The organism is Arthrobacter sp. C152 (genome assembly GCF_054890965.1).
The window spans coordinates 1-17,880 of sequence record NZ_JBTZSU010000038.1 but is presented as its reverse complement, the minus strand read 5'-3'; the positions used below and the strand labels follow the sequence as shown (position 1 = coordinate 17,880).

Annotated in this window: 12 protein-coding genes and 1 pseudogene; 10 read left to right on the top strand and 3 right to left on the bottom strand. The window is 69.8% G+C overall.

Annotation, left to right across the window (positions count from 1 at the left end):
- Window positions 1-68 precede the first annotated feature (68 nt).
- Genes ACYSM9_RS18770 through cydD form a run of 3 tightly spaced genes read left to right on the top strand, consistent with a single transcriptional unit; the run spans window position 69 to window position 6,231 of the window.
- The gene (locus tag ACYSM9_RS18770; RefSeq protein WP_461858472.1) at window positions 69-1,667 is read left to right on the top strand and encodes a cytochrome ubiquinol oxidase subunit I; all 1,599 of its coding nucleotides are present in this window, start codon (window positions 69-71) and stop codon (window positions 1,665-1,667) included.
- A 15-nt stretch (window positions 1,668-1,682) separates the two neighbouring features.
- Window positions 1,683-2,732 (top strand): cytochrome d ubiquinol oxidase subunit II, encoded by a 1,050-nt coding sequence (cydB, locus tag ACYSM9_RS18765; protein ID WP_461858471.1) that lies wholly within the window; start codon window positions 1,683-1,685, stop codon window positions 2,730-2,732.
- Between the two features lies 1 nt (window position 2,733).
- The gene (gene cydD / locus ACYSM9_RS18760; protein WP_461858470.1) at window positions 2,734-6,231 is read left to right on the top strand and encodes a thiol reductant ABC exporter subunit CydD; all 3,498 of its coding nucleotides are present in this window, start codon (window positions 2,734-2,736) and stop codon (window positions 6,229-6,231) included.
- 28 nt (window positions 6,232-6,259) lie between these two features.
- Here the strand turns inward: cydD and ACYSM9_RS18755 are convergent, their stop codons facing one another.
- Window positions 6,260-6,778, bottom strand: coding sequence for a DinB family protein (locus ACYSM9_RS18755; RefSeq protein WP_461858469.1), 519 nt, complete (start codon window positions 6,776-6,778; stop codon window positions 6,260-6,262).
- Window positions 6,779-6,891: 113 nt separating this feature from the next.
- Between ACYSM9_RS18755 and ACYSM9_RS18750 the strand changes: the two genes are divergently transcribed.
- Entirely contained in the window at window positions 6,892-7,890 is a 999-nt protein-coding gene (locus ACYSM9_RS18750; protein ID WP_461858468.1) for an ABC transporter ATP-binding protein, read from the top strand.
- Window positions 7,880-8,680, top strand: coding sequence for an ABC transporter permease subunit (locus ACYSM9_RS18745; protein WP_461858467.1), 801 nt, complete (start codon window positions 7,880-7,882; stop codon window positions 8,678-8,680). The genes ACYSM9_RS18750 and ACYSM9_RS18745 overlap by 11 nt, the downstream gene beginning before the upstream one ends.
- A gap of 16 nt (window positions 8,681-8,696) precedes the next feature.
- Here ACYSM9_RS18745 and ACYSM9_RS18740 read toward each other — a convergent pair whose 3' ends face one another.
- Window positions 8,697-11,213: a DNA gyrase/topoisomerase IV subunit A gene (locus ACYSM9_RS18740; protein ID WP_461858466.1), complete on the bottom strand. Its 2,517-nt coding sequence runs from the start codon at window positions 11,211-11,213 to the stop codon at window positions 8,697-8,699.
- A gap of 75 nt (window positions 11,214-11,288) precedes the next feature.
- On the opposite strand from ACYSM9_RS18740, the gene ACYSM9_RS18735 reads away from it, so the two are divergent.
- The 4 genes from ACYSM9_RS18735 to ACYSM9_RS18720 are packed head-to-tail and all read left to right on the top strand — an operon-like array spanning window position 11,289 to window position 16,726.
- Window positions 11,289-13,973 carry a bifunctional acetate--CoA ligase family protein/GNAT family N-acetyltransferase gene (locus ACYSM9_RS18735; RefSeq protein ID WP_461858465.1) on the top strand — a complete coding sequence of 895 codons (2,685 nt, stop codon included), beginning with the start codon at window positions 11,289-11,291 and terminating at the stop codon, window positions 13,971-13,973.
- Window positions 13,974-14,015: 42 nt separating this feature from the next.
- Complete coding sequence (locus tag ACYSM9_RS18730) at window positions 14,016-14,759, top strand: DUF5998 family protein (protein WP_461858464.1); 744 nt, start codon at window positions 14,016-14,018, stop codon at window positions 14,757-14,759.
- Between the two features lies 1 nt (window position 14,760).
- Window positions 14,761-16,002, top strand: coding sequence for an alkaline phosphatase family protein (locus tag ACYSM9_RS18725; protein ID WP_461858487.1), 1,242 nt, complete (start codon window positions 14,761-14,763; stop codon window positions 16,000-16,002).
- Window positions 15,995-16,726, top strand: a complete 732-nt coding sequence (locus ACYSM9_RS18720) for a thymidine kinase (RefSeq protein WP_461858463.1) — start codon at window positions 15,995-15,997, stop codon at window positions 16,724-16,726. The genes ACYSM9_RS18725 and ACYSM9_RS18720 overlap by 8 nt, the downstream gene beginning before the upstream one ends.
- A 27-nt stretch (window positions 16,727-16,753) precedes the next feature.
- Here ACYSM9_RS18720 and ACYSM9_RS18715 read toward each other — a convergent pair whose 3' ends face one another.
- Window positions 16,754-17,317, bottom strand: coding sequence for a dihydrofolate reductase family protein (locus ACYSM9_RS18715; protein ID WP_461858462.1), 564 nt, complete (start codon window positions 17,315-17,317; stop codon window positions 16,754-16,756).
- Window positions 17,318-17,574: 257 nt separating this feature from the next.
- Here ACYSM9_RS18715 and ACYSM9_RS18710 point away from each other — a divergent pair.
- Window positions 17,575-17,880: pseudogene (locus ACYSM9_RS18710) on the top strand (HNH endonuclease signature motif containing protein); the annotation flags it as partial.

The following is a 17,880-nucleotide window of genomic DNA, read 5'->3' as shown; positions in this document are numbered from 1 at the left end:
TACACTTTGTAGAAGTTAGAGTTCTACAAAACGTAGAAGAACTGCGTTGCCTAACAGTAGGGACTGCCTTGGACGCCTTGGAAATCGCACGCTGGCAATTCGGCATCACCACCGTCTACCACTTCATGATGGTGCCGCTGACCATTGGACTCGGCCTGGTGGTCGCCGTGATCCAGACCGCCTGGTACCGCACCGGCAAGCCCGAATACCTCCGCATGACCAAGTTCTGGGGGAAGCTGTTCCTCATCAACTTCATCATGGGCGTGGCCACCGGCATCGTCCAGGAGTTCCAGTTCGGCATGGCGTGGAGCGAATACAGCCGCTTCGTCGGCGACGTCTTCGGCGCGCCGCTTGCCCTCGAGGCGCTGCTGGCCTTCTTCGTCGAATCCACGTTCCTGGGGCTGTGGATCTTCGGCTGGAAGCAGCTCAAGCCCGCCATCCACCTGGCCTGCCTCTGGGTCGCCGTCATAGGCTCCGCGCTCTCTGCCTACTTCATCATCGTCGCCAACAGCTGGATGCAGCACCCGGTGGGCGTGGAGATGGTCAACGGACGTCCGGTGATGACCGACGCCTGGGCCGTCTTCACCAACAACACCGCCCTCGTTGCGGTTCCCCACACGCTGTTCGGCGCCCTGGCCGTTGCCGGCGGGTTCCTGCTGGGCATCGCCTGGTACCACCTGTGGCGGCGGAGGCACGACGGCGTCGACACGGTAGGTGCCGATGGCCGCGCCGTCCCCGGTGCGGACACCGGCATCCCGGGCCGTGACCGTACCGACTACAACGTATGGATTCGCTCCCTGCGGATCGGCGCCGTGGTGGCCATGATCTCCTTTGCCGGCACCGCCGTCACCGGCGACCTCCAGGGCAAGCTGATGTTCCAGCAGCAGCCCATGAAGATGGCCGCCGCGGAGGCCGCCTGCCACGACGGCACCGGCTTCTCCGTCCTGAGCGTGGGCAACGTGGGGTCGAAGAACTGCGACGACGTGGTGGCCGTCATCGAGGTCCCCGGCATCCTGTCCTTCCTGGCCAAGGGTGACTTCACCACCGAGGTCAAGGGCGTCAACAGCCTGCTGCCCGAGTACCAGGCCAATTACGGGACGAACCTGCCGGACAACCCGATCTACGGCGATCGCGCGGGCCAGGAAATCCAGTATGTGCCGGTGATGGAGGTGACCTACTGGGGCTTCCGCATGATGATCGGCTTCGGCGCACTCGCCGCGCTGGCCGCGCTGGTTGCGCTGTGGCTCACCCGCAAGGGCACCGTGCCGGAATCCCGGTGGCTCATGCGGCTTGCCGTCTTCGGCATCCTGGCACCCTTCGGCGCCAACGCCGCCGGCTGGATCTTTACCGAGATGGGCCGCCAGCCCTTCGTGGTGGCACCCAACCCGGATCCCAGCGGCATCGACCAGGTGTTCATGTTCACCGCCGCCGCCGTGTCGCCGGGCGTCTCCGCCGGGGAACTGATCGCGTCTTTGGTGGCATTGACCGCGGTCTACGCCGTGCTCCTGGTGGTGGAAGTGAAGCTGCTGGTGAAGTACATCCGCGGCGGCGTGGTCTCCGCGATGCCCGAACTGGGACACGTACCGGTGGACGAGAACGAGGACGCCACTCCGGGCGGCCCCGGCGGCGCCAAACCCGCCGACGACGTCCTGGCCTTCGCCTACTAGCAGAGGAATCGAACGATGGAACTGCTTCCCACCGTATGGTTCATTGCCATCGCAGTGCTGTGGACCGGCTACCTCTTCCTGGAGGGCTTCGACCTGGGCGTCGGCATGCTGATGAAGGCCTTCGCCCGCAACAACACCGAACGCCGCGTGCTGCTGAACACCATCGGGCCGGTGTGGGACGGGAATGAGGTGTGGCTCCTCACCGCCGGCGGCGCCACCTTCGCCGCCTTCCCGCTCTGGTATGCCTCGCTGTTTTCAGCCCTGTACCTGCCACTGCTGGTCGTGCTGCTTGCCCTGATCTTCCGCGCCGTGGCCTTCGAGTACCGCGGCAAGGTGGACACCGACAGCTGGCGCAACCGGTGGGACTGGGCCATCGCCCTGGGATCCCTCTTCGCCGCCTTCGGCGTGGGTGCCGCGCTGGCACTGACCACCACCGGGCTGCCGCTGAACGCGAACGGCGACCGCGAGGGCGGCCCCCTGGCCTGGTTCAGCGGCTACGCGGTGCTGGGCGGCCTGGCCGTGGTGGGTTTCTCCCTGCTGCACGCCCTGGCCTTCCTCGCCCTCAAGACTGACGGCGAGGTCCGGCACCGCGCCCGGCAGTGGTTCGTCCGCCTCCTGCCGGTCCTGCTCGTGCCCATCGCAGCATGGGCGCTCAGCATCCAGTTCCTGGACGGAAAGCCCTGGACCTGGGTGGCCGTGGTCCTCGCAGTGGCCGCAGCGGCAACTGCCTGGCTGCTGGCACGCAACGGATCCGAAGGGAGGGCCTTCCTGGCGCTCGGCGCCTTCCTGGTCCTGGGCACCGCCTCCATCTTCGGCGCCGTGTTCCCGGTGGTGCTGCCCTCCACGGTGGACAGTGCCTTCGACCTCACCATCTCCAACGCGTCCTCCTCGGACTACACCCTGGGGCTGATGAGCGTAGTGGCTGCCTTCGGCCTGCCCCTGGTGATCGCCTACCAGGCCTGGACCTACTGGGTCTTCCGCCGCCGGGTCAGCGCCGCCTCCATCCCCGAGGCGCACAGCTTCCTCCCGGCCATCGCCGCCAAGGCATTCACCACCAAGGGCTGACGTGCGGTCAACCTTCCCTTCCGGTCCCGCAACCCGTTCGGCACTCTACTGGCTGGGACTCCTGGCGGCGCTCAAAGCCTTCTCCCTGGTCCTCGTGGGCCAGGCGGTGGCAGCCATCCTCGCCGGACTGGTTGCCGGGAACCCGGACTGGGAAGGGCAGCTGGCGGCCGGGGCCGCCGGCGTCGTCCTGCGGTCCCTCACGGTCTGGGGACAGGCTGTGGCGGCCCGCCGCGCAGCCCTCGGCGTCAAGGAGGAACTCCGCGCCGGGCTGCTCGGGCACGCGCTGGGCACTGGAGTACGCAGCGCGGGACCCGCCGACGGCGGCCTGGCCGTACTCGCCACCCGCGGACTCGATGCCCTGGACAGCTACTACACCCAGTTCCTCCCCGCCCTGGTCAACTGCGCCGCCATCCCGCTGCTGCTGGGAGCGCGGATCCTCTTCGCCGACTGGGTCAGCGCCGTCGTCATCGTCCTGACCGTACCCCTGATCCCGGTCTTCATGGTGCTGATCGGCCGGTACACGGAGGACAGCGTCCGCGAGGCGCAGGCGTCGCTGGCCAGGCTCTCCGCCCACATGCTCGAACTCGCCAAGGGCCTGCCGGTCCTCGTGGGGCTGGGCCGTGCCACCGCCCAGCGCAAGGCCCTGGAGGAGATCTCCGAGGAATACCGCACCCGCACCATGGGCACCCTCCGTACCGCCTTCCTCTCCGCCCTGGCCCTGGAACTCATCGCCACCATCTCCGTAGCTGTCGTGGCGGTGTTCATCGGCGTCCGGCTGGTCCACGGCGACATGCCGCTGGAAGCGGGACTGCTGGCCCTGCTCCTGGCGCCCGACTGCTACCTTCCGCTGCGGGAACTGGGCACCGCCCACCACGCCAGCGACGACGGCCGTGCCGCGCTCGCGGAAACCACCGCGGTGATGGGGGACGGCGCGCACACGCCATTGCCCGCCGCCAAGGCGGGCAGGCCCGCGGCCCCCCTCGAGGTCGATGCGCTGTCGGTGGCGTACGGCGGCAGGTCCGGCGCCGCCGTCGGGCCGCTCACGTTCACCGCCCCGCAGGGGAGGATCACCGCCCTGGACGGTCCCAGCGGTGCTGGGAAGAGCACGGTGCTGGGCGTGCTGGCGGGAACAGTGGGTAACGGCGGCGGGACCCGCATCACCGGAGCCATCCGGAACCTGGACCGCCACGCCGTGGCCTGGGTGCCGCAACATCCGGCCATGGTGGCCGACACCGTCCTCGACGAAGTCCTGCTCTACCTCACTCCCGACTCCGGACGCGGCACCGCCCGCTCCGCGGTCGGAGCGGCAGAACGCTGCCTGGCGCGCGCCGGAGCCGGCCACCTGGCCGGAAAGCACCAGGCCGAACTGAGCCCCGGCGAGCTGCGCCGGGTGGCGCTGGCCCGGGGACTCGCCAGGATCGAAACAGGGGCCAGCCTCCTGCTGCTCGATGAACCCACGGCCCACCTCGACGAAGCGTCCGCGGCCATCGTCGAGGACGCGATCCGCGGGCTCCGCGGGCAGGTCACCGTCATCCTGGTGGCGCACAACGAACGCACCCGGTACCTCGCCGACCAGCTGGTTCCCGTCCACCCGGCCGGGCTGCCGGAGCCGGGCGCGGAGGAACGCACGGGCGCAGCCGGCGCGGTGCTGCCCGCACAGCACACCAGCGCACCCGCCGGGCAGGGAACGACACCGGTGGACGCGGCGGACAACGCAGGCCAGGACAGTGCAGTGCCCGACAGCGCAGGACGAGACAGCGCAGGACGGAATGTCCCCGCCGCGGCCGGACCAGCCCCGGCCGTTTCGGGAGCCGTCCGGCTCCTTGCCGCCATCCTGTCGCCCGTCCGGGGCAAGTTCGCCGCCGCGGCCCTGGTCGGCATCATGGCGGCCGTGTTCGCCGTCGCGCTGTCCGGCCTGTCCGGCTGGCTGATCATCCGCGCAAGCGAACAGCCGCCCATCCTGTACCTCCTGACGGCCATCGTGGGCGTCCGGTTCTTTGGCATCGGCCGCGCCGTCTTCCGCTACTGGGAGCGGCTCCTGCTGCACGACGCCGTCTTCGCCGCCCTGACCCGGCTGCGCGGCAGGCTTTGGGAAACGCTGAGCCGGCGGGCGCTGTCGTTGCGGCGGCTGCTCCAGGGCGGCAACGTACTGGGTACGGTGATTGACGACGTCGACACCATCCGCGACCTCCTGCCGCGCGTCATCCTGCCGCCGCTCACAGCGCTTGCCGTGTCGGCGCTGGCCCTGGCCACCACCGGCATCCTGGTGCCGGCAGCGCTTCCGGCGGTCATCGCGGCGGCGAGTGCCGGCCTGCTGCTGGCGCCGGCCGCCGCCCTCTGGGCCGACCACCGGTCTGCCGTGCGCGAGCAGGCCCTGCGTTCCGGGGTCCTGCGGCGCGTCGCGGCGGCGCTCGACGCCCGGGCGGAACTGCGCGCCAACGGGGTGGCGGCGCGGGTGCTCGAGGACATCAGGGCAGAAGACCGGCAAGCCACCCGGGCATCCCAGCGCTCCGCCTGGGCTGACGGCCTGGGCCACGCGGTCGCCACCGCCGGCTGCGGTGCGGCGGCGCTCGCCGCCGCGTGGCTGGCGGCCCCGGACGTCCAGGCGGCACGCCTTGCCCCTGCCACCGCGGCCGTGGTGGTCCTGCTGCTCCTTGCGCTGGTGGAACCGTACGCGGCCATGACGACGGCGGTGCGCCAGTTCCCGGCCCTGCGCACCGTGGTGCGCCGCGTGGGGGCATCCGGCGCGCTGGACGGGGTTCCGGATGGGGTGCAGCCGGCGGACCAGGCCGGAGGCGCCACGGGCCTGCAGCCGGTCCCGGCCAGGAACGGCCGTGCGCCGGGGGTCGAATTGGCGGCCCTGTCCGCAGCGTGGCCCGGCGGCACCCCGGTCTTCGCGGGACTGGACGCCGCAGCGGAGCCGGGACGCTGGCTGGCGGTCACCGGCCCGTCGGGTTCCGGAAAGTCCACTCTGCTGTCGGTCCTGCTCGGCTTCCTGCCCGTCGCCGACGGCGAGGCCAGGGTCACGGGCCAGGCGGCCTGGTGCCCGCAGGAAGCCCACCTCTTCGACTCGACCATCCGGGGCAACCTGCTGCTGGGACGGCCCGGCCGGGACGGTGCTGCGGACACGGCCGTGGACAGCGAACTGCAGGCGGTGCTGGCCGCCGTCGGACTGGCGCCGCTGGTGCGCCGGCTGCCCGCAGGCCTGGACACGCGGATCGGCCCGGGCGGAGCCTTCCTCAGCGGCGGTGAGCGCCAGCGCCTGGCCGTCGCCCGGACCCTGATGACCGGTGCGCCCGTAATCCTGCTGGATGAGCCCACGGCGCACCTGGATGCGCAGTCCGCCGCGGCTATGCTGGCCGACCTCCGCGCAGGGCTGAAGGACCGCACCGTGGTGCTGGTCACGCACAATCCCGCCGACATCCAGCCCGGGGACACGCGGCTTGACCTGGCGGCCGCCTCCGGCCGGCCGGCAGGAACGCTGGCCGGTTCCCGCTAGCGGTCCAAAGCGCCGGGACCGTCCGCCGCTACCCGTCGACGTCGTGCAGGTGGTGGACGACGTCGTGCAGGAAGTACCGGGAAAGGGTCAGCACGGTGAATTCCGAACCGTTGCTGCGCAGGCCCTTCCGCGGCCAGTCCTCCTCCCGGACGGCGGCAAATGACTCGGCCGCCTGCTCGCCCTCGGCGGCCAGCTCGGCACTGACCTCGGCGGGGTCGGCGCCTGCGTAGTCCTTTTCCACGGCCGTCCGGTCCTGGTCCCAGTCATCGAACCGCGCGTCCTCCGAGGCCAGCATCAGGTTCAGCCGCTGGTCGAACAAGGTGAAGACGTCACGGACATGGCAGGCGTACTCCAGCGGCGACCAGGTCTGGTCATCGGGGCGCTCCGCCACGTCCGGCCGGCGCAGCACCGCCCGCCACCGGGGGAGCATGCTCAGGATGCTCCCCGGAACCGTCGCCGGCGTCACGGTGGAGGCATCGAACGAGCATTCCGGGCAGGTGCGGGAGAGGACCCAGGTCCAGTCCTTTTCATCGGGAATGATAGGCATGAGAGCAGTCTAGGCGGGAAGCGCCGGATCCGTCGGCCGGGTCCGTTTGCGGCCGTGCCGCCGCGGGACGAACGACTCTGGAACGCCCCGGCCGCCGCGCCTAGCCTTGCCATATGAGCGAGGAAGATATGGTGCGGCTCGCAGGGCTGACGAAGCGCTTCGGCCGGACAATGGCGCTCGACGACGTCAGCCTCACCATCGGGCCCGGCGAAGTGTTCGGGTACCTGGGACCGAACGGGGCGGGAAAGACCACCACCATCCGGTTGCTGATGGGCCTGCTGCGGCCCACTGCCGGCACCGCGCAGGTGCTGGGCCTTGACGCGTGGCGGCAGTCCCGCGAGGTCCACCGGCTGGTGGGCTACGTACCCGGCGAGCCGGCACTCTACGACCGGCTGACCGGCCACCAGCACATTGCCTACTGCGCCCACCTGCGGCACCGGGACGACAACGCACTGGCGGCCAGGACCGCGTCCCGGCTGGACCTGGACCTTGGCCGGCCAGCCCGCACCCTGTCCCGCGGCAACCGGCAAAAGCTCGCCGTGGTCCTGGCTGTGATGTCCCGGCCGCGGCTGCTGGTCCTGGACGAACCGACCAGCGGCATCGACCCGCTGGTGCAGCAGGTCTTCCACGCGGTCCTGCTCGAACACACGGCCGCCGGGGGTTCTGCACTGTTCTCCTCCCACGTCCTGGGCGAGGTGGAGCGCGTCGCCGACCGGATCGGCGTGGTGCGGGCGGGGAAACTCGTGGCGGTGGAGCGGCTGCAGGACCTTGCCGCCCGGTCACTGCACCGGGTCCGCGCCCGCTTCGCCGGGGACGTGCCCGCGGAGGATTTCGCCGGGGTTCCGGGTGTGCGCGACCTGCGGGTGGACGGCCGCTCGCTGACCTGCAGCGCCCCGCAGGCAGCCCTCGACGCGCTGCTGAAGCGCATCAGCGCCTGGCAGGTGGAGGACTTCGAGTGTTCCGAAGCGCCGCTGGAGGAAACGTTCCTGGGCTACTACGGCATGGACGCCAACGGCGTTTCCACGTCCCCCGCGCCGGGCCCCGCACTGCCAGGCAACGCGGCGCCAGGCCATTCAGCGCCCGGGGAAACGGCGGCCCGGCATGCTCGCTAACATCCTCCTGAAGACGCTCCGGGACCAGGGCAGGACACTGCTGGCCTGGGCGGTGTCGCTGGCACTGATCGTGGCAACGTACGCGGCAATCTGGCCCTCGATCAAGTCCCAGCCCTCATTCAGCGATTTCATCGACCAGATGCCCGAAGCCTTCCGCTCCCTGTTCGCCACCTCCAGCGCAGACATGTCCACCCCTGCCGGGTACATCCAGGTGGAACTGCTGTCCTTCATGGGGCCGATCGCGGTGCTGATCTATGCCGTCAGTGCCGGTGCGGGCGCCATCGGCGGGGAGGAGGACCGGCACACCATGGACCTGCTGCTGTCCAACCCGGTTGGCCGCGGCAGGGTGGTGGTGGACAAATTCCTGGCGATGGTCGTGGGCACGTTCGTCCTGGCGGCTGTGATGGGTGTGTCCCTGGTGCTGGAAGGCAACATGGTGGACATGGTCCTTCCGCCGGACAAGGTGGCGGCGGCCATGCTGCACCTGGCGCTGCTCGGCGTCGTGTTCGGTTCGCTGGCGCTGGCGCTGTCGGCGGGCACCGGACACACCGGGCTCAGCCGGGGACTGCCGGCCGTGCTGGCTGTACTTGCGTACATCGTGAACGCGCTGGCGCCGCTGGTGGACGTCTTTGACCGGATCCAGAAGGCGTCCCCGTTCTTCCAGTACATTGCCCACGATCCGCTGCGGCAGGGAGTCGCGTGGGACAGCGTGCTGGTGGCCGCCGGCACGGCCGCGGTGCTGCTGGCGCTCGCCGTCGTCGGATTCCGGCGCCGGGACGTGGCGGCGTAGCACCGGAACCCCGCGTTTAGCGTTCCGCCGCCGGTTCCACGGCCCAGGCCATGGCCGGGCCCACCGCGTCCACGGCCTGTGACAGCGGGACGCCCGAGCCGTCGCGCCGGCCGTGCTCCTGCGGCAGCGACCTGGCCACCCCCGCCGCGGAGGAAGCCTTCGCCGGGCCATGCCCGGCCCAGGCCAGGAGCAGCACGTCCTCGCCCTTCAGGAACCGGTGCGACCGGACGCCCGCTGTGGCACGCCCCTTCGCCGGGTACTCGGAGAAGGCCGTGACCTTGGCCGTGCCCGGGGCGGTGCCGGGGAGGGCGCCGTTGGTGCCGGCGATGGTCACCACGACGGCGGCCTCGTCCTTGGGCTGCACGGCCCCGAAGAAGATCACCTGGTCTCCGGCGGCCAGTTTGATCCCCGCCATGCCGCCGGCGGTCCGCCCCTGGGGACGGACGGCGGACGCGGGGAATTTCAGCAGCTGGGCCTCCCGGGTGAGGAACACCAGGTCGGCGTCCTCAGCGGCGGCCGGAGCCACGCCCACCACGAAGTCCTTGTCCTTGAGCGTGATCACCTCCCAGTCCTCCCGGTTCAGCGGGTAGTCCGGCTGCACGCGCTTCACCACGCCCTGGGCGGTTCCGATGGCCAGGACCTCGTCCAGGCGCACGAAGGCCACCAGGGACTCGCCCTTCACCAATGTCAGGAATTCCTTGGCGGGAACACCTCCGGCGAGGTTGGGCAGCCCGGCCATGGGCGGCAGCACCGGCATGTCCATGACCTGCAGGCGCAGCATGCGGCCAAGGGAGGTGACGGCGGCGATTTCGCCGCGTGCCGACGTCTTCACCACCGAGGTGTACACATCGTGCTTGCCGCGCGGGCCGGCCTCGGCCAGCGGCTCCTGGTTGCTGGTCCGGGCCACTTGCCCGGAGGCGGTGAGGATGGCCCAGCAGGGGTCATCGGCGATCTCCAGCGCCAGCGGTGCGGGCTTGCCTTTCTTGCCGTTGGGGCCAGCCAGTTCGGCGGCGACGGTGGGGGAGACGGCCTCGGACTCCAGCAGGACCGTCCGGCGCGGGGTGCCGTGCTCCTCGGCGATGGCCCCCAGCTCGTCGGACACCACGGTACGGAGCAGTTCCTCGGAGTCCAGGATGGCCTGCAGTTCAGCGATCTCGCGCCGCAGCTCGTCCTGCTCCTTCTCCAGCTCGATCCTCGAGTACTTGGTGAGCTGGCGCAGGCGAAGTTCCAGGATGTAGTTGGCCTGGATCTCGGTGAGGTCGTAGATGGACATCAGCCGCTCGCGGGCCGCCGCGGCCTCATCGGAAGACCGGATGATCTGGATGACCTCGTCGATGTCCACGATGGCGATGAGGAGGCCCTCCACCAGGTGCAGGCGGTCCTTCTTCTTCCCCAGCCGGAAGACGGTCCGGCGGCGGACCACGTTGATGCGGTGGTTGACGTAGACGCCCAGCAGGTCCACCAGGCCGAGGGTCTGCGGCTGGCCGTCCACCAGGGTGACGTTGTTGATGCCGAAGGAGTCCTCCATCGGCGTGTACCGGTAGAGCTGCTGCAGCACCGCGGTGGGGTTGAAGCCGTTCTTGAGCTCGATGACCAGCCGGAGGCCGTGCTTGCGGTCCGTGAGGTCGACGATGTCGCTGATGCCGGTCAGCTTCTTGGCGTTGACCGCATCCTTGATCTTCTCGATCACCTTCTCCGGGCCCACCATGTACGGCAGTTCCGTGACCACCAGGCCGGTGCGGCGCGCCGACAACTGTTCGATCTCCACCTTGGCGCGGGTCTTGAAGGAGCCCCGGCCGGTGGCATAGGCGTCCCGGATGCCGTCCAGGCCCACGATCCGGCCGCCGCTGGGCAGGTCCGGGCCCGGGACGAACCTCATCAGGTCATCCAGCGTGGCATCGGGGTTGGCGATCAGGTGCCGGGCCGCCGAGATGACCTCCACCAGGTTGTGCGGGGCCATGTTGGTGGCCATGCCGACCGCGATGCCGGTGGCGCCGTTGACCAGCAGGTTGGGGAACGCGGCGGGGAGGACGTCCGGCTGGGTGAGCTGGTTGTCGTAGTTGGGGACGAAGTCCACCACGTCTTCGTCGAGGTGGTTGGTCAGTGTGAGGGCGGCCGCCGCGAGCCGGGCCTCGGTGTACCGCGGTGCTGCCGGGCCGTCGTCGAGCGAGCCGAAGTTGCCGTGCCCGTCAATCAGCGGCAGGCGCAGCGAGAAGTCCTGCGCCATGCGCACCATGGCGTCGTAGATGGCGGCGTCGCCGTGCGGGTGCAGCTTGCCCATGACCTCGCCCACCACGCGGGCGCTCTTGACGTGGCCTCGGTCGGGGCGCAGCCCCATGTCGCTCATCATGTACAGGATGCGGCGCTGCACCGGCTTCAGGCCGTCCCGGGCGTCCGGAAGGGCGCGGGAGTAGATCACCGAGTACGCGTACTCCAGGAAGGAGCCCTGCATTTCGGAGGTGACGTCGATATCGACGATGTTTTCCGTGTAGTTGTCGTCGGCGATCGGGGCTGGGCTTTGGCGGCGGGCCATGGGGCTGGTAAATCCTTCTGGGTCACTGCGCAGCAGACGGGGCGTGCTGCGATAGTTTTTGGCTAGGCTAAGCCTATGGTGGATCAGCCCGGGGACGGCGAATATCCGGAACATTGGGAAGCCGATGTCGTCCTGCGTGACGGCGGGACAGCGCACCTGCGGCCCATCCACCCCTCGGACGCGGACGCCGTGCAGGCCTTCCACACCGGGCAGTCGCAGGATTCAATCTACATGCGCTTCTTCGCGTTCAAGGCCAGGCTGTCGGCCAAGGAGCTGAAGCGGTTTACCGAGGTGGACTACAAGGACCGGGTGGCGTTCGTCATTACCATCCACGGCGAAATCATCGGGATCGGGCGCTACGACCGGCTGCCGGACCCCACCCAGGCGGAGGTGGCGTTCAACATCGCCGACGCCCACCAGGGGCGGGGCATCGGCTCCATCCTGCTGGAGCACCTCGCCGCGGCCGCGCACGAGAACGGCATCCGGAAATTCACCGCGGAGGTGCTGCCGGAGAACCGCAAGATGCTGATGGTCTTCTCGGACGCCGGCTACGACGTCAAGCGGCACTTCGACGACGGCGTCGTGAGCCTCGAGTTCAACATCGACCCCACCGAAAAATCCCGCGCGGTGATGGAATCCCGAGAACACCGTGCGGAGGCGAGGAGCGTCCGGGACCTGCTGACGCCGTCGTCCGTTGCCGTCATCGGGGCCAGCCGCAGGTGGGGCACCGTGGGCTACCAGCTGCTGGAACACATCATCGAGGGCGGCTTCCACGGGCACGTCTACGCCATCAACCCCGAAGCGCTGGAACTTGCCGGCATGATCTCCTACGGCAGGCTCTCCGAGGTTCCCGAGCCGGTCCAGCTGGCCATCATCGCGGTGCCGTACGAGGAAGTCAGCGGCGTCGTGGCCGAGTGCGCGGCCGCCGGCGTCAAGGGGCTGGTGATCGCCTCCGCGGGCTTCGCGGACGACGGCGAACGCGGCCTGCTGCGCCAGCGCGCCCTGGTGCGCCAGGCCAGGGCGAACGGGATGCGGGTGATCGGGCCAGCGTCGCTGGGAATCGTCAACACCCACCCGGACGTGTCCCTGAACGCCTCCATGGCGCCCACCCTTCCGCTGCGGGGCGGCCTCGGCCTGTTCAGCCAGTCGGCGGCGATCGGCGTCGCGCTGTACGCCGCCTCCAGCCGGCGCCGCCTGGGCCTGTCCACCCTCCTGTCCGCCGGGAACCGGGCGGACGTCTCGGGCAACGACATGATGCAGTACTGGGAGGACGACGCCGACACGTCCGCGGTGGGCCTCTACCTTGAGTCGGTGGGCAACCCGCGCAAGTTCTCCCGCATCGCCCGGCGCCTGGCACGCACCAAACCTGTCATCGTGGCGAAGTCGGACACGATGGGCCTGCGGCTGCCGCCCGGACACGCCGTCCGCACCACGCAGGCGCCGGCGGGTGCCCTGGACGCGATGCTCCGCCAGTCCGGGGTAATCCGCGTCGAGACAGTGGAGCAGCTGGTGGACGTGGCGCAGGTCGTGTCTGGCCAGCCGCTCCCCACCGGGGCCGACGTCGCCATCCTCAGCAACTCCCAGGCCCTCGGCAGCGTCGTCGCGGACAGTGCGGCCGCCCATGGACTGGGCGTGACGCAGGTTGTCGCCGGGCTCGACCTGGACGCCGGCCAGTCGGTGGCCCTGCCGGCCCTGCGGGCCGCTGTGCTCGAGGCACTCGTTCCGGACACCGTGCACGCCGCCGTCGCCGCCCTGCTCCCGGCCCGCGGCCTTGACCCGGAGGCGATCGCGGCGGTCCTGGCAGAATGCTCGGCAGCGGCCGGCAAACCCGTGGTGGCGGTGTTCACCGGCATCCTGGACCCCGGCGTCAACGTGGAGGGGATGGTGGGGAGCGCGGAGTGCACCCTTCCATGCTTCTCCAACCCCGGCGCAGCCGTCGCGGCGCTCGCGGCCGTGGTCCGGTACGCCGAATGGGCGTCCCGCGATCAGGGGCACTTTGTGGAGCCCGGCGGCTGCGACCCCCGGCGGGCGGACGCCCTGCTCGAGGAACTGCTGGCGGACGTCACGGGCGAGCAGCTCAAACAGCTGGATCCGGCCGACGCCGCCACCCTCCTGGGCCACTACGGCATCCCGGTCCTGCCGTCGGCCGGCTTCACCACGCCGGATGAAGCCGTCCAGGCAGCCGAGGGCCTGGGCTGGCCCGTCGTCCTGAAAACCACCGATCCCGCGCTGCGGCACCGGCTGGACCTTGGCGGCGTGCGGCTGGGCATCGAGGACGCCGAATCGCTGCGGCAGAACGTGCTGCAGATGCGCAGGGCGCTCGCCGCCTACGGTGACCCGGCACTGGAGGTCCAGACGATGGCCCCCGTGGGGCAGGCATGCACCTTCCGGGCCATCGAGGACCCGCTGCTGGGACCTGTCATTTCCTTCGGCCTGGCCGGGGACGCCGTCAACCTCCTGGACGACTGGGCGCACCGGGTCCCGCCGCTCTCCGCGGCGGACGTGCATGACTTCATCCGCTCCCCGCGGGCGTCCCGGAAGCTGTTCGGCTACCAGGGCCTGCCTGCGGTGGATGTAGCGGCGCTGGAGGACCTCGCCGGGAGGCTGGCCTGGATGAAGGACAACCACCCCGAAATCGCGCTGGTGGAGTTCAACCCCGTCCTGTGCGGGACCTCCGGCGCCACGATCCTTGCCGCGGATGTCCGGATCGGCAACGCCGCCCAGCGCACGGACAGTGCGCGCCGGGCCATGCTGGGCTGACGCGGTTCGCAAGTTTGCCGCGCGATCTGTGAAAATAGGACCATGAGCTTTCCGCCTCCCGCGTCCGCACCCGAAACGCCCGGCAACGAAAACCAGGCAGTCCGCCAGCACAGCTCACACAGCCACGGTGTCCAGGGCCGCAGCCTTGAGGATGCGCTGCAGAAGGCCGGGTTCTACCCCCGCCTCGTCTCGGATGTCGTGGATGACGCCCTGGACGGCCGCGAGTGCGTAGCCCACCTGGTGCACCTCGAAACCCACTTCGACCGCGCCGAGGTACGCCGCCACATCACAGTGCTGGTGCTGACCTCCGACATGCTGGTCATCACCCACGTGGACGACCAGCAGCTGGACGAGGCCGGGGAGCAGATCGTCGCCCAGATCTCCACCGAGTCCGTTCCCGTGGCCCAAATCCGGTCGGTGGTGTTGAGCTACATGTACGCCCAGCCGCAGAACTACAAACCGTCCGATCCCGTGCGCGAACTCACGCTGTCCATCGCCTGGTCCGGCGGCCAGCGCCTGGACATGGGTCCGGCCAGCTGCGGCGACCCCCAGTGCGAAGCGGACCACGGCTACACCGGAACCATCGCCCAGGAAGACATCGTCCTGCGGATCAGTGCCGAAGCGGACGGGCTCCAGGCGGTCCAGGATGCCAAGCTGTTCGCCCGTGCCCTGCGGGCCGTGAACACCGGTTCCCCGGCGCCCGTGTCCCACGTCCAGTCCATGGCGCCGAGGCCGCGCTCCGGGGTGTTCGGCAACCGGCTCAGCCGTGGGCACCAGCAGCGCTGAGATGCCGGACGACAGCCACCACGCCGTACCAGCCCCCGCAGTCACCAGCCGCGTTCCCGACCTGCCGCCGCCGCCCGCCTATGGGCGCCGCTCCGTAGCTGAGGTCCTGACCAGCGCCGCCGCCAGCCTGGGCGTGGAAGGTTTCAGCAACACCCTTGGCCTTCCTGCCGCCAGCCGCGTCTGCGTGGTGCTGGCCGATGGCCTGGGCAGGAACCTGCTCAAGCAGAAGACCGCGCACACACCCTTCCTGCGCTCGGTCATCCAGGCAGGGCAGGGTGATGTTCCCGTCTGGCTGGATTCCGCCTTCCCCTCCACCACCGCGGCGGCGCTGGCCAGCTTCGGCACCGGCCTGGCCGCTGGCCAGCACGGCATGGTGGGTTACGACGTCCTGGACCCTGGCCAGGACAAGGTGGTGAACCTGCTGGGGAACTGGGATGCCGGCGTCGACCCGTCCACCTGGCAGCCGTTCCCCACAGTCTTCGAGCGGGTGGCCGGTGAACTGGACGTCAGCACCGTCAGCCTTTCGCAGTTCGACGGCTCGCCCATGACGCGGGCCGCCCTCCGCGGCGGCAGGTTCATTTCCGGTACCACGGCACACGCCCGGACGGCAGCAGCGGCCGAAGCCATGGCGGCCGCAGGCCCGTCCCTGATGTACTTCTACGTGAACGAGCTGGACAAGGCCGGCCACCGGTACGGCTGCCAGTCCGAACAGTGGGAACACCAGCTCGAGGAACTCGATGCCACGGTGAAGCGGCTCAACGCCTCGCTGCCGGCCGGCACCACCATCCTCCTGACCGCGGACCACGGCATGCTGGACGTGCCCGGGCCGCAGCGCATCGACTTCTCCACCGACCCTGCCCTGGTGGAGGGCGTCCGCCACACTGCCGGTGAACCGCGCATGGTGCACCTGTACCTGGAGGACCGCCACACCGGGCACGGCCGCGGGGACGCCGCGGAACGCCTGCTGGAGGCCTGGAAGGCGCGCTTTGGCACCCGGGTCTGGGCCTTTACCCGTGACGACGCCATTGCCGGGGGACTGTTCGGTGAAGTGCGTCCCGCCGTCGAACGCCGGATCGGTGACGTGATGATCGCTGCCCGCGACGCCCTTGCCCTGTACGATGGCCGGCGGATGCGGCCCACGGCCATGGAAGTGGTGGGCCAGCACGGTTCCCTGACGAAGGCCGAGCGGGAAGTTCCGCTGCTCTGCTTCCAGGCTGAGGGAAAGGGCCGCCGGCGTGGCTGAACTGATCTTCTTCTCGGGAACCATGGACTGCGGGAAGTCGACGCTTGCCCTGCAGATGGACTACAACCACCGGGCCCGGGGCCGCGGCGGCGTGCGGTTCAGCCGCAACGACCGCGCCGGCGAGTCCCGGATCTCCAGCCGCCTCGGCCTGGAAACGGACGCCGTGGAGGTGCTGGACAGCACCGACTTCTGGGAGGAAGTCATGCTCCGCCGCACCCGGGGCCAGCGGGTGGACTACCTGATCTGCGATGAAGCCCAGTTCTACACCCCGGAGCAGGTGGAGCAGCTGGCCAAAGTGGTGGACGAGATCGACGTCGACGTCTTTGCGTTCGGCATCACCGCCGACTTCCGGACCCGGCTGTTCCCGGGGTCCCAGCGGCTGATTGAGCTGGCGGACCGCGTCCAGGTGCTGCAGGTTGAGGCGCTGTGCTGGTGCGGCCGCCGTGCCACGCACAACGCCAGGACGGTCGACGGCGTCATGGTCACCGAGGGTGCCCAGGTGGTGGTGGGCGACGTGGACATGGTGGTGGACGCCGCCGCTGCCTCCGAAGCGGAGCACGTTCCGGTGGTGGGGTACGAGACGCTGTGCCGACGGCACTTCATGCGACGGGTGAGCGCGCACGGCGCCAGGCTGATGGCCCAGCAGGACCAGTTGCTGCCATTCGACGTCGATGCCTGCCTGTGGCGGGGGACCGGTGGCCCCGGCGAGGGGCGCGGGGCCTGACGGCCCGGTTGTCTTTGCAGCCGGCACTCAGCTCCTGGTTTCGTACCTGGTAAGGACCACACCGCCGGGGAACGTCCGCGTCTCCAGCAGGTTCAGGTGCACCCAGTTGTCCAGAGCGGTGAAGAACGGGGTTCCGCCGCCCACCAGGACGGGATGGGTGACGAGAAGGTACTCGTCGATCAGCCCGGCCCGCATGGCGGCCGCCGCGAGTGTTGCACCGCCGATGTCCATGGGGCCGCCGTCGCCGGCCTTGAGCCGGGCGATCTCGGTGACCGCGTCGCCGCTGACCAGCCGGGTGTTCCAGTCGACCGTGCTGATCGTTGAGGAGAACACCATCTTCGGCATATCCCTCCACCGGCGGGCGAACTCGATCTGTGCCGGTGTGGCGCCGGGTTGCTGGTCGGCGGTTGGCCAGGCCGAACTCATCGTCTCCCACAGCCTGCGCCCGTACAGCGCCAGCCCCGTCGTCCCCACCCGGTCGGACCACCACTGGAACAGCTCGTCGCCCGGCGCGCTCCAGCCGAGGTCGTTGCCGGGCGCGGCGATATAGCCGTCCACGCTCAGGTTCATGCCGAACGTCAGTTTGCGCATGGCGCCAGTCTCGCGTGCGTCGGTATTTGTTGTACAGGCCTGCACGACGCGGAAGAAGTGATTATGTGGCTCTTCGGCTTTGTCCGGGTCGGGCATGCCGTCATGCTGCCCGGCCACGGTTCTGGAGCGGCCCCGCCAATTACGCCGGGATCAAGGCCTTGAGCCGGACCGGTGCTACGGCAGGTAATGCTTGCCGATGATCCTTATACACTGCCGGCCGGAATGTCGTACCCCCTTGTCATGATGGGTTTACGGGAATGGCGGCGGTTTCGAGGGCGTTTGCGGATATCCGTGCTGCCCTTGCCGTGCTCAATGCGGAGGCGGATGGGACCGGCTCCGAGCCGTTTTTGGGGGCTGATCCGTTGGCGGGGTTGGCGGATGGCTGCCTGGATATTCTTGCCGGTGCGCGGGAGGTGGAGGCCGGGTTCGCCGGGTTGAAGGCGAAGGCTGCAGTGACGTACGCGGACAGCGCCCATGCTGTTGCGGGGCCTGATGTGCCGGTGCGGGCGCAGGAGATGGCGGTCGCGGCGGAGATCGGGTGCGTCATGGCTTTGGGGCCGCGG

Excerpts from the sequence above, each read along its gene's own strand:
- cydB (WP_461858471.1), top strand. The coding sequence starts at position 1,683 with ATGGAACTGCTTCCCACCGTATGGTTCATTGCCATCGCAGTGCTGTGG.
- ACYSM9_RS18755 (WP_461858469.1), bottom strand. The coding sequence starts at position 6,778 with ATGCCTATCATTCCCGATGAAAAGGACTGGACCTGGGTCCTCTCCCGC.
- ACYSM9_RS18750 (WP_461858468.1), top strand. The coding sequence starts at position 6,892 with ATGAGCGAGGAAGATATGGTGCGGCTCGCAGGGCTGACGAAGCGCTTC.
- ACYSM9_RS18745 (WP_461858467.1), top strand. The coding sequence starts at position 7,880 with ATGCTCGCTAACATCCTCCTGAAGACGCTCCGGGACCAGGGCAGGACA.
- ACYSM9_RS18740 (WP_461858466.1), bottom strand. The coding sequence starts at position 11,213 with ATGGCCCGCCGCCAAAGCCCAGCCCCGATCGCCGACGACAACTACACG.
- ACYSM9_RS18735 (WP_461858465.1), top strand. The coding sequence starts at position 11,289 with ATGGTGGATCAGCCCGGGGACGGCGAATATCCGGAACATTGGGAAGCC.
- ACYSM9_RS18730 (WP_461858464.1), top strand. The coding sequence starts at position 14,016 with ATGAGCTTTCCGCCTCCCGCGTCCGCACCCGAAACGCCCGGCAACGAA.
- ACYSM9_RS18725 (WP_461858487.1), top strand. The coding sequence starts at position 14,761 with ATGCCGGACGACAGCCACCACGCCGTACCAGCCCCCGCAGTCACCAGC.
- ACYSM9_RS18715 (WP_461858462.1), bottom strand. The coding sequence starts at position 17,317 with ATGCGCAAACTGACGTTCGGCATGAACCTGAGCGTGGACGGCTATATC.